The organism is Neobacillus sp. SuZ13, from assembly GCF_030123365.1.
Taxonomy (GTDB): Bacteria; Bacillota; Bacilli; order Bacillales; family Cytobacillaceae; genus Neobacillus.
On record NZ_CP126107.1, the window covers coordinates 4,516,907 to 4,528,563 of the forward strand.

The window sequence follows — 11,657 nt, forward strand, 5'->3', positions numbered from 1 at the left end:
AATTATTCTAGTAATTTTTATTTTACACTACTTTATTTTAATATCAAATGGATTTTACCCATTCCTCTACAAATTGAAGCGCTGCATCAAGCTTTTCTGGGTCTTTACCACCAGCTTGAGCCATGTCAGGACGACCACCGCCGCCACCGCCGCAGCGGGAAGCAACTTCTTTGATTAACTTACCTGCATGGTAACCTTTTTCAATAAGGTCCTTCGTTACCGCTGCAATTAAGTTCACCTTTCCTTCCTGAGCACTACCCAAAACAATCACAACAGAGCCCAGCTTTTGCTTTAAATCATCAGCCATATTTCTGAGGTTGTTCATATCTGCACCTTGAACATTTGCCGTTAATACGGTTACCCCATCAATTTCTTTTGCTTTTGATACGAGGTTTCCAGCTTCAATATTTCCAAGCTTGGATGCAAGAGATTCGTTTTCTCTATGAAGTTGTTTGATTTCAAGCATCAAACTATCAATTCGGTTAACGATATCCTTTGGATTGGTTTTAAGTTTCTCAGCTGCATCCTTTAACAAACCAACCTGTTCATTTAGTGACTTGTATGCAGATTCGCCGGTTACTGCTTCAATCCTTCTGGTTCCAGCACCAATTCCACCTTCGGAAACAATCTTAAATAATCCAATCACAGATGTATTCGGCACGTGGCATCCGCCGCAAAGCTCAAGGCTGTAATCGCCCACCCTTACTACACGGACAATATCACCATATTTTTCGCCAAAAAGAGCCATCGCTCCCATTGCTTTTGCTTCAGCAATCGGTTTTAAACTGATGTCCAGTTCGATATTTCTCCAGATTTTTTCATTGACGATTTGTTCAACCTGTTCAAGTTCTTCTGGCTTAATTTGACCGAAATGCGAAAAATCAAAGCGGAGACGATCTGGTTCTACAAGGGAACCAGCTTGATTAACATGCTCGCCAAGAACGTCTTTTAAGGCTTGGTGTAACAAATGTGTCGCTGTATGGTTTTTAATAATCTTGACACGATTTTCGGCATCCACTTCAGCTTTCACCTTGTCATTCGTTCTTAAAATTCCAGCTGTAACCATGACTTGATGAAGGTTTTGACCATTAGGTGCTTTGTGTACATCCTTAACAGCAACGCTGCTACCTTCGCCTACGATCACTCCACGGTCCGCAATTTGCCCACCGCTCTCGGCATAGAATGGTGTCACATCAAGAATTAATTGTACTTCCTCACCACTTGCAGCACTGTCAACAAGCTCACCATTTTTAATAATCGCCGCCACAGTGGAATTTGTTTTGAGTTCATCGTAGCCAACAAATTTACTCTCGACCTTTACATCACGAAGGACTCCACCTTGTACCTGCATCGAATCAACATCTTGTCTTGCTGCCCTTGCACGCTCACGCTGCTGCTCCATTTCGACTTCGAAGCCGGCATGGTCTACCCTCATACCCTCTTCTTCTGCATATTCTTCTGTTAATTCAACAGGGAATCCATAGGTATCGTAAAGTCGGAAAATATCAGCACCTGTGATGGTATCACTGCCTTTTTCTTTTTCCTTCTTAATGACAGTAGCAAGAATCGCTAAGCCTTCATGAAGGGTCTCATGGAAGCGTTCTTCTTCACTTTTGATTACCTTTTGAATGAAATCTGTTTTATCCTTCACTTCTGGATAGAAATCATCCATAATCTCACCCACGACCGGCACAAGTTCATACATGAATGGGCGATTAATATTAATTTGTTTTGCATACCGAACAGCTCTGCGCAGCAGGCGGCGGAGCACATAGCCACGTCCTTCATTGGATGGCAATGCTCCATCTCCAACAGCAAAAGCAACCGTCCGAATATGGTCAGCAATTACTTTGAAAGCAACATCGATTTCTTTGTTTTGACCGTACTTTTCACCAGAAATCTCTTCTGTTGCACGAATAATTGGGATAAATAAATCTGTATCAAAATTGGTAGGGACGTTTTGTACAACAGAAGCCATACGTTCTAATCCCATCCCCGTATCAATATTTTTCTTTGGCAGCGGTGTATACGTGCCATCAGGATTATGATTGAATTGAGAAAATACAAGGTTCCAGACTTCAAGATATCGGTCATTTTCACCGCCCGGATAAAGCTCGGGGTCTGATGGATCATTTCCATACTCTGGACCGCGGTCATAAAAAATTTCAGTATTCGGGCCACTTGGACCTTCTCCAATATCCCAGAAATTCCCTTCCAAACGAATAATACGCTCTTCTGGCAAACCAATGGTGTTCCGCCAAATGTCATATGCCTCGTTATCCTCAGGATGGATCGTAACTGATAGAAGTTCTGGATCCCAGCCAATCCATTTTTCAGATGTTAAGAATTCCCATGCCCATTCAATTGCTTCCACCTTAAAGTATTCACCAATGGAAAAGTTACCAAGCATCTCAAAGAATGTATGGTGTCGAGCCGTTTTCCCAACATTCTCGATGTCATTGGTTCTGATTGATTTCTGTGCATTTGTAATTCTTGGATTTTCAGGAACAACTCGTCCATCAAAATATTTCTTTAGGGTTGCGACACCACTGTTAATCCATAAAAGTGATGGATCATCATGAGGCACTAGTGATGCACTTGGTTCGATGGTGTGACCTTTTTCTTTACTAAAAAACTCTAAAAACATGGAACGAATTTGTGAACCTGTTAAATTCTTCATATGTAGTCCTCCTTTTTATAAATAAGCATACAAAAAAGCCCTCATCCCCAAAAAACAGGGACGAGAGCTTATCTCGCGGTACCACCCTGATTATGGATACAATAAAACGTATCCATCTCTCAAAAATCCCTTAACGCAGGCATACGGCAGTGATTAGCTGCACTCCAGATTAGCTTTCTGTCGTCCTTCATCTAGAGCTTCTTTCAGCTAGGGAAGCTCCTCTCTTCTTCGCAAATGCGATACAGATGGTCTACAACATACTTTATCCTTCAACATTTTCATACAATGTTTCTATATCACGAATTATAGACACCCGAAAAAAGTTTGTCAAATCAATCTTTCCGCTTAAGTGGAAGGTTCTTTTGTATTCCGGCGGATAAAATGATTTTTTGCGTGAATAATAGCTACTTTGATCACAACAAGGGCCGGAACGGCCAAGATTAGTCCCAGAATCCCACCAATTTCTCCTCCAGCTGTTAATGCACCCATAATAATTAAGGGGTGCATATGAAGACTTTTCCCGACAATCAGAGGGGATAGGATGTTTCCTTCTAGAAATTGAAGACCAAACACAATGACTAATGTAATCAATACCAATTTTACGGATGATGTGGCCGCGATAATGACGGCAGGGACTGCCCCGATGATGGGTCCAAAATAGGGAATGACATTTGTAATCCCAACTATTAATCCTAATATCAATGGGTAATTTAAATGGAACATCCAAAACAATAGGGCAGAGACACTGCCTATAATGATACATACCAAGAGTTGTCCCCTAATATAGCTGCCAAGGGATTCATCGACATCTTTAAGAAATTGAGTTCCTTTTCTCCGCCATTGTTTAGGTGTTATATACCAAAATGCCCGTTTTATCAAAGGAAAATCCTTCAACATATAAAAGGCAATAAATGGGATGATCATCATAATTAATGCCGAATTAAGAAAATTAATTAATATATTGACGATAACCGTTAATAAGGAATCCAATTTTTTTTCAAACGCATCAATTCCTTCATCCATCCTAGTCTGTAGACCATCTGGCCATTCTCGTGTGTGGGATTGAAGCATAGTAATCCATTCTCTATATTGCTCTGCTAATACTGGTGCACTTTCAGAGAGATCTTTTATTTGGTCGATGATCGCGGGAACTCCTTTATAAACACAAATGCCGAGTCCACCAAAAAATAGAATATAGATAAGAAAAATAGCAAGTCCTCGGTGAAGGCCCTTTTGATGTAGTTTCTCTACAATTGGATGGAGCAAATAGGTGATAAATCCTCCAATTGCAAACGGAAGAATAATAATGGCAGCGACTTTTAGAATCGGCAGCCAAACAAAGCGAATTTTTAGAAAAACATAAATGGCAATTAATAAAAGGAGTAAAAAACCGATGCGGTAATACCACTTCATTCGAATTTCCACATTCCGAGCCCCCTTTAGGTTAGTGTTAGAGACACGTGGGTGAAATATGCATATAAAAATCCCCCTCTGGTTTGAGGGGGATTCGTTCTAAAACATCGCTCGTTTCACTTTCTTTGTCATTCTTTTCATATTGCGGGCTGACATCATATTATTTCTTTGGGCAACATTATAGGCCGCCATTCCCGCACCAAACGCAATCATCGTCGTCATCATTTTATTCATACGTTTCACCTCTTTAATAGACGTTAATAAGTTTCTGTCACTTTGATAACGATCTAGCTCAGCGTTTCCGCTTTTCTCTCTTAAAGGGTGTAACGACGTTCTTCTTCTTCAAACAAATCGTCCAAGGAACTAAGTGACCCGTCTTCTTCGACTTGATGGGTATTGATTAGGCCTTTGTTTACTGAAAGTTCAATAAAGCAATTCCAACAATAATATTGGTTAATACCAATCTTACCGATATCCTTACTTTGACAATTGGGACACTTTAACATGAAAAGACACCTCACGTATTATTTACATCTACGATAATGGCATCCTTTCCGATTGCTAAGGGCTTCCCGGATTGAATGACTTGTTTGCCTTCCGTAAGATCCGAAAAGAAGCCATCCGTGATTTCGTACCCTATGATTGTGCCCAATTCCTCCTGAAAATATACATCTTTTAACAAACCGAGGGATTCTCCGCTTTTTGAAAGCATCATCATCCCGTCTAATGGCTGTTGATGTGTAAGTGTATATTGGGGATCTTTCAGCTTTACCAAGTAGTCGCTATCCTCAATCATTACCCCATCTGCACCGAAGGAAGCCACTTTTTGGATATCCAAAAAAAAGGATTGTTTGAAAAAAACGCCTTTTTTTACCAATAACCCGTCTACCTTACCGGTGCTCGAGATACATAAATCACTTACCTCGCCAATTTTTTGACCGCTGTTTGTTTCAAAAACAGGCTGTCCTTTCAATAAAGAGAATGTCCGCAAAGAGTGTCCCACCTCCTGTGAACATTCATAGTGTTAGTCATTTAACATAAAATCATAAGGTGTAACGTTTTCCATACCCACCATTGGATTAGCCTGCATGAATTCTTCTTCGTAGGACAATACAGAGCCTATTTTTTCTTCAAGGTTATTATTTTCTTTAGCTGAATTGGGTTCATTCTTTTTACCAACAAGTGGAGTAGCTGAAATTAACTCTTGCAGCTTTTGGCACAAGGTTGTTTGGCGAGAAAGTTCATCCGCTCTTTCTACGCCCATTTTAAGAGCATCGACTTCGCCGCAAAGAATTAAGGATTGTTTACTTCGTGTGATGGCTGTATAGATTAAATTTCTACGTAACATCCGATAATAACTTCTTGTCACTGGCAAAATGACAATCGGGAATTCACTACCCTGCGATTTATGGACGGAGCAGCAATAGGCGTGGGTAATTTGAGTTAAATCTTGTCTGGTATACTCGACTTCATTACCTTCAAAGGAAATGTAAATCATATCCTGTTTTTCAGTGTTTTCCTTCGCATAGATAATCGAGATAATTTCCCCAATATCACCGTTAAAGACATTGCTTTCTGGTTGGTTTACTAGTTGAAGTACTTTATCACCAATCCGATATTTGACCTCACCAAAAGCAATTTCCTTTCTCTTTCCATCAGGATTAGGATTAAAAATTTCTTGCAATAAAACATTCAAGCGGTCGATTCCAGCCGGTCCCCTGTACATAGGCGCTAACACTTGAATATCCTTCGCCGAATAGCCTTTATTTTTGGCATTAAAGGCGACTTTCTCAACCACTTGTGCAACCTGTGTTGTTGAGCATTTAATAAACGAACGATCCGCTTGCTTTACCGTAATATCCGCGGGCAAGTAGCCTTTTTTAATTTCATGGGCAAGTTCAATAATCGAAGAGCCCTCTGCCTGCCGGTAAATATCTGTTAAACGAACGGTAGGTATCCGTTCAGATGTTAGCAAATCCTTTAGAACCTGTCCCGGTCCGACCGATGGTAATTGATCTTCATCACCTACCATGATGACTTGTATATTTTCTGGAAGTGCCTTAAACAATTGATTAGCGAGCCATATATCGAGCATGGAGGTTTCATCTACGATGATAATTTTCCCTTCGAGCGGACTTGCATCGTCACGGTCAAATCCTTCTTGACCATTAAATCCAAGGAGACGATGAATGGTTACCGCGGGCAGACCGGTGGATTCACTCATCCTTTTTGCGGCTCTTCCTGTCGGGGCTGCTAATAAGAACGGAAAGGGTTCGCCTTTTTTCTGGTAATCCTTAAGTTCTAAGGAGCAACCATGCAGTTCTGAATAAAGTTCTACAATTCCTTTGATAACAGTTGTTTTTCCTGTTCCTGGTCCACCTGTTAAAATCAACATTGGCGACATTAACGCCGTTTGGATGGCCTCGCGTTGCGAGGGTGCATATTGCACACCTAGTCGCTCTTCTAAACTTCCTAATGAGAGAAGGAATTCAGACTCCGGAAATTGGTCCTTATATTCTGTTTGTGCAAGGATCCGCTGGATGTTCGTTACCAGCCCCTTTTCGGCAAAATATAGGGATGGCAAGTATACACGTTTCTCTTCACCAATTAATTTACCCTCTTCTTGCAGCTTGATGACTTCATTTGAAATATCTATGTATTCAATTTGATCACGTTTGTTCTCTTCTAAAAGTGTCTTTACTTGCTCTAATAAATCCTCAGCATGTATATATACATGGCCCGTCTGCATGCTTTCATTTTCAAGGATGTAGAGGCAGGCTGCTTTAATTCGATCAGGATGATTTCCTGTTATGCCAAGTTGGTAACCTAGCTCATCAGCTCGCCCAAAACCGATTCCTTCTATATCTTCGACAAGTTTATAAGGATTTTTTTGCATAATTTCAAGCGTTTGATCTTTATAGGCTTGATAAATCCGCATGGAGATCTGTGGTCCAAAGCCATATTGGTTTAAAGCCACCATGACTTGCTCTAATCCTTGATGCTCCATTAATGTATCGTAGAGCATTTTTGCTTTTTCAGAAGGGAGTTTTGGTATGGAATCAAGCAAGGACGGCTGGTTGAGAATCTTTGAGATGGCATCTTCTCCTAAGATTTCAACAATGTTTTCAGCAGTTTTTTTCCCAATCCCCTTAAACATCTCTCCCGATAAATAATTGATGACCCCTTGTTTTGATTGGGGCATGTCTTTACGGAAATGATTGGTATGAAATTGCAGACCAAACTTGGGATGATCCTTAAATTCACCGAAAAAGATATAGGTCTCCTGTTCATGGATTTTTGGAAAATAACCGGTGACCACAGCTTCTTTGTCCTCATATGGATGATTTGTTTCATCGACTCTTATTCGCAAAACCGTATAAAGGTTTTGTTCATTGTGGAATATGGTGACAATCGGTCTGCCCTTTACGAATTTCCCCTGTTCAGCAAATAAATCCAACGTGTCTTGCTTTTCCATTTGGCTCCCTCCCTTCTCTAAAAAAATGATTGTTATTGGTTACTTTCTAATAATTTTTTCGCGTGACCTGCAAGCAGATGGTCAGGTTGAATGTCGAGTGCTTTATTTAACATTTCTAATGCTTTGGCTGGATTGTCTTGAAAAGCGTAGGAGACACCTAAATTATAAAAAGCATCGGAATGAGCTGGATCCAATTCGATACATTTTTCAAATTGAATGACAGCCTCAGCAATTAATTCTAACTGTGCTAGGCATAATCCGTATTGAAAACGAGCTTCCGCATCATTCTCATTTAATTCCACACTTCTTTGTAAGTAAGGGAGTGCAAATTTCCCCTGATCCAACTGAACAAGAGTCAGCCCTAACATGAAATAATTATCACTAGATTGCAGACCCTTTTTCATGGCCGTCTCAAACATATTCTTTGCTTCGTTAAATAGGTCCTTGCTAAATAACAAAGTTCCAATACTATAATAAGCCGCCGCAGCGTTTTCATCTATTTCAATGGATTTTTGATAAAAGTTTAGAGCCTTTTCGTCGTCCCCAACCGCGGAAAGGACATTTCCGAAATTAATATAGGCAACAGGGTCGTTTGGGTTTTCTTGAATGGCTTCATTAAAGGCCTTTGCCGCCTCTTCCAGGTTGCCTTCCTGCATGTATTGTACACCTAATTGGTTTTTATCCATTATTACCACTCCAATCTAAGAGAAAGTATATCATATTTTATAAAAAAATAATTTCAAGAGTTGTAAGAGGATTTTTATTTGAGTGTTTAGGGGAGGATCTCGCGGATTTTCGGAGGGATTTCGCCAATTAGAGATTTAATTTCGCCTAGTTTGATGCTTATTTCGCCAAACTTTGGAAGAATCTCGCCAACTTTCACTCTTATTTCGCCAAACTGTATTTACCTGCTAAACTGGGCGGTGGATTTCGCCAAGTTTGATGTTTATTTCGCCAAACCCTGGAGGAATTTCGCCAACTTTAATGTTTATTTCGCCAAACCCTGGAAGGAATTAGCCAACTTTCATTTTTATTTCGCCAATCAGGTAATTTACCTGCTATACCTGGCAGTGGATCTGACCAAATTTGAAGTGTGTTTCGCCAAAACTACGGCATAATTCCACCAACTATTAATTTTTTCCGCCAATCAAGAGTCTTCCCACAAAAAAACCTGATTCCAATTGAGGAATCAGGTCTTCTATTAACCAACATAAGTTAAACGTTCACCATTTTTAAATACATGATCAATGGTCCCACCGCCGAGACATTCATCACCATTATAAAAAACAACCGCTTGTCCTGGTGTGATCGCGCGAATTGGTTCATCGAAAATAACTTCCACTTGATTATCTTCCAAGAGACGAACGGTTACGTGATTGTCTTCCTGGCGATAGCGGAATTTTGCAGTACATTTGAATTCAGTTGGTTTTTCTCGGTCAGATACCCAGCTGACACCTACAGCTGTAATCGAGTCTGAATAAAGTTTTTCATTATGAAAACCTTGACCAACATAAAGGACATTTCTTTCTAAATCCTTACCGATTGCAAACCATGGTTCACCAGAACCGCCAATTCCTAGGCCATGACGTTGGCCAATTGTGTGATACATTAAGCCTTCGTGTTTACCTTTTACTTCACCTGCGAACGTCTCCATGTTCCCTGGCTGGGCCGGCAAATATTGACCTAAGAACTCTTTAAAATTCCGTTCACCAATAAAACAAATCCCCGTGCTATCTTTTTTCGTAGCGGTAGCAAGGTTTGCTTCCCTAGCAATTTCCCGGACTCTTGGTTTTTCAAGATTTCCAATAGGGAACATTACCTTACTTAATTGATCCTGGGTCAGTTGGTTCAAGAAATACGTTTGATCCTTATTTTCATCCAGACCGCGGAGCATTTTATATTCTCCATCCCGATACTCAACTTGAGCATAGTGCCCTGTCGCTAAGTAGTCAGCTCCTAAATTCATTGCATGTTCAAGGAAAGCTTTAAATTTAATTTCCTTATTGCACATTACATCTGGATTTGGGGTCCGTCCTGCTTTATATTCTTCAAGGAAATAGGTAAATACCTTATCCCAATATTGTTTTTCAAAATTTACTGCATAATACGGAATGCCGATTTGGTTACAAACACGTATAACATCTTCATAGTCTTCTGTTGCTGTACAAAAACCAGTATCATCCGTGTCATCCCAGTTTTTCATAAAAATTCCGATGACATCGTAGCCTTGCTGCTTCAACAAAAGTGCTGCTACAGAAGAATCTACTCCACCAGACATTCCGACTACCACTCTTGTGTTTTTCGGATCTTTTCTTTCCAATGATTTCACCCCTCTATTGCAAAAAACCTTTACTAAATTTATTTTTTCAAACGTGCAACAATTCTTGCCGTTTCTTCCGCAGCCTTAACAACGTCTTCATTGGTTGTATTATAGCCAAAGCTGAAACGAATCGAATTTGTTAATCGTTCTGAGTTTTTACCAAACATGGCAACAAGCACATGGGAAGGTTCAATTGAGCCGGCCGTGCATGCTGAACCGCTCGATACAGCAATTCCAGCTATATCAAGATTGACGAGCATTGCTTCCACACTTGTCCCAGGAAAGCTTAAGTTTAATACATGAGGCAAAGATTTTTCAAGTAATCCGTTTATGTCAAATTCTACATCCAGCTCTCGCAGCTTATTGATCAACGTTCTTTTCAGTTCAAGGAATTGTTCGCGCTTAGCCTCTCGATTTTCATTTGATATTAAAACAGCTTCATGAAAACCAACAATAGCGGCAATATTTTCAGTCCCTGCCCGTCTCTTTCGTTCTTGCTCACCACCGAAGGAACGTGGAGAAAGCTTAATATTTGATTTTGAAAAAAGGAAACCTACTCCTTTTGGTCCATTAATTTTATGGGCCGAGACAGATAATAAATCAATGAAGCTATGATTGACATCAATTTCTTCAACGCCATATGCTTGTACAGCATCCGTATGGAAGATTGCTTGATGATCTTTTAATAACAGTCCAATTTCTGAAATTGGTTGAAGTGTACCCACTTCGTTGTTACCGTACATAATCGACACCAAGATGGTATCTTCTCTTAAAGCTTCTCGCAGCTCAGCCAGCGAAATTTGCCCATTTTGGTCCACTGGTAAGTACGTAACCTCAAAACCCATTTTTTCTAACTTATGACATGCGTGAAGAACAGCATGGTGCTCAATTTCAGTGGTAATAATATGTTTGCCCTTATGCTGATATGTTTCAGCGACTCCAAATAACGCCATATTATCTGCTTCTGTTCCGCCACTTGTAAAAATAATCTCAGTTACCTTTGCGCCAATGCTGCCTGCTAGCACCGAACGTGCCTGGTCAATCAGGTGACGAGCTTCCCTCCCATAAGAATGGATACTTGAAGGATTCCCGAAAGTTGCTTGCATCACCTCAAGCATTTTTTCAATAACCATGGGATGCATAGGCGATGTAGCCGCATGGTCGAGATAGATTCGTTCCACATTTACACCTTCTATCAAATAATTCTCAATGTTACTTTTTTACCCTAAATATAAAACATATATCCTTCTGGCGTTTCGTCATTACTATGATTCGCTAAATCCTCTAAGGTAGTATTGTCCAAAACGTCCTTTATGGCATCCCGAATTCGAATCCACAATTCCCGCTTAGCTGGTTCTTCATCTTCAATCCCTTCAACCGGTGCAATCGGTCCTTCTAGGACACGGATCACATCACCTGCAGTAATTTTAGATGGGGTGTTAGTTAAGATATAGCCGCCGTATGCACCACGAATGCTTTTTACTAAACCTGCATTCCGCAATGGGGCAATTAATTGTTCTAAATAATGTTCGGATAAATCATTCGCTTGTGCAATTGTTTTTAATGATGTTGGACCCTCGCCGTGCTTTTTGGCAAGCTCTATCATAATCGTTAAACCATAGCGACCTTTTGTTGAAATTTTCATATCGCACCTCTTTTTTTATCTATAAAATATCAATTAAAATCCTTAGTAATTTGATAGGCATTAAAATTATATCATATTCTACTTTAATATGCTTTTTCAATGGAAAATGGTAAAGTAAGGCTAT

At 40.1% G+C, this 11,657-nt stretch carries 10 protein-coding genes and 1 other annotated feature; all 10 genes read right to left on the minus strand.

The annotated features are described in order from the left end of the window. Positions 1-43: 43 nt before the first annotated feature. A complete protein-coding gene (alaS, locus tag QNH17_RS22400; protein WP_283875222.1) occupies positions 44-2,680 on the minus strand; it encodes an alanine--tRNA ligase in 2,637 nt (878 codons plus the stop codon). 53 nt (positions 2,681-2,733) lie between these two features. Next, positions 2,734-2,962: a binding site (T-box leader), on the minus strand. A 63-nt stretch (positions 2,963-3,025) separates the two neighbouring features. Continuing rightward, on the minus strand, positions 3,026-4,105 hold the full coding sequence (locus QNH17_RS22405) for an AI-2E family transporter (protein ID WP_283875223.1): 1,080 nt from the start codon (positions 4,103-4,105) through the stop codon (positions 3,026-3,028). 87 nt (positions 4,106-4,192) lie between these two features. Next, positions 4,193-4,327: a YrzQ family protein gene (locus QNH17_RS22410; protein WP_283875224.1), complete on the minus strand. Its 135-nt coding sequence runs from the start codon at positions 4,325-4,327 to the stop codon at positions 4,193-4,195. 80 nt (positions 4,328-4,407) lie between these two features. After that, positions 4,408-4,599 (minus strand): YrzR-like zinc ribbon domain, encoded by a 192-nt coding sequence (locus QNH17_RS22415; protein WP_026563482.1) that lies wholly within the window; start codon positions 4,597-4,599, stop codon positions 4,408-4,410. A gap of 11 nt (positions 4,600-4,610) precedes the next feature. After that, positions 4,611-5,084, minus strand: coding sequence for a PRC-barrel domain-containing protein (locus QNH17_RS22420; RefSeq protein WP_283875225.1), 474 nt, complete (start codon positions 5,082-5,084; stop codon positions 4,611-4,613). A 33-nt stretch (positions 5,085-5,117) separates the two neighbouring features. Next, a complete protein-coding gene (gene recD2 / locus QNH17_RS22425; protein ID WP_283875227.1) occupies positions 5,118-7,568 on the minus strand; it encodes an SF1B family DNA helicase RecD2 in 2,451 nt (816 codons plus the stop codon). Between the two features lie 32 nt (positions 7,569-7,600). Next, positions 7,601-8,254, minus strand: coding sequence for a tetratricopeptide repeat protein (locus QNH17_RS22430; protein ID WP_283875228.1), 654 nt, complete (start codon positions 8,252-8,254; stop codon positions 7,601-7,603). 515 nt (positions 8,255-8,769) lie between these two features. Beyond that, entirely contained in the window at positions 8,770-9,888 is a 1,119-nt protein-coding gene (mnmA, locus tag QNH17_RS22435) for a tRNA 2-thiouridine(34) synthase MnmA (RefSeq protein WP_283875229.1), read from the minus strand. A gap of 38 nt (positions 9,889-9,926) precedes the next feature. Next, positions 9,927-11,069 (minus strand): cysteine desulfurase family protein, encoded by a 1,143-nt coding sequence (locus QNH17_RS22440; RefSeq protein WP_283875230.1) that lies wholly within the window; start codon positions 11,067-11,069, stop codon positions 9,927-9,929. Positions 11,070-11,113: 44 nt separating this feature from the next. Beyond that, complete coding sequence (gene cymR, locus QNH17_RS22445; protein ID WP_283875231.1) at positions 11,114-11,533, minus strand: cysteine metabolism transcriptional regulator CymR; 420 nt, start codon at positions 11,531-11,533, stop codon at positions 11,114-11,116. Between the last annotated feature and the right edge of the window lie 124 nt (positions 11,534-11,657).

Coding starts and splice junctions, on each gene's coding strand:
- alaS (WP_283875222.1), bottom strand. CDS start 2,680: ATGAAGAATTTAACAGGTTCACAAATTCGTTCCATGTTTTTAGAGTTT.
- QNH17_RS22410 (WP_283875224.1), bottom strand. CDS start 4,327: ATGAATAAAATGATGACGACGATGATTGCGTTTGGTGCGGGAATGGCG.
- QNH17_RS22415 (WP_026563482.1), bottom strand. CDS start 4,599: ATGTTAAAGTGTCCCAATTGTCAAAGTAAGGATATCGGTAAGATTGGT.
- recD2 (WP_283875227.1), bottom strand. CDS start 7,568: ATGGAAAAGCAAGACACGTTGGATTTATTTGCTGAACAGGGGAAATTC.
- QNH17_RS22430 (WP_283875228.1), bottom strand. CDS start 8,254: ATGGATAAAAACCAATTAGGTGTACAATACATGCAGGAAGGCAACCTG.
- cymR (WP_283875231.1), bottom strand. CDS start 11,533: ATGAAAATTTCAACAAAAGGTCGCTATGGTTTAACGATTATGATAGAG.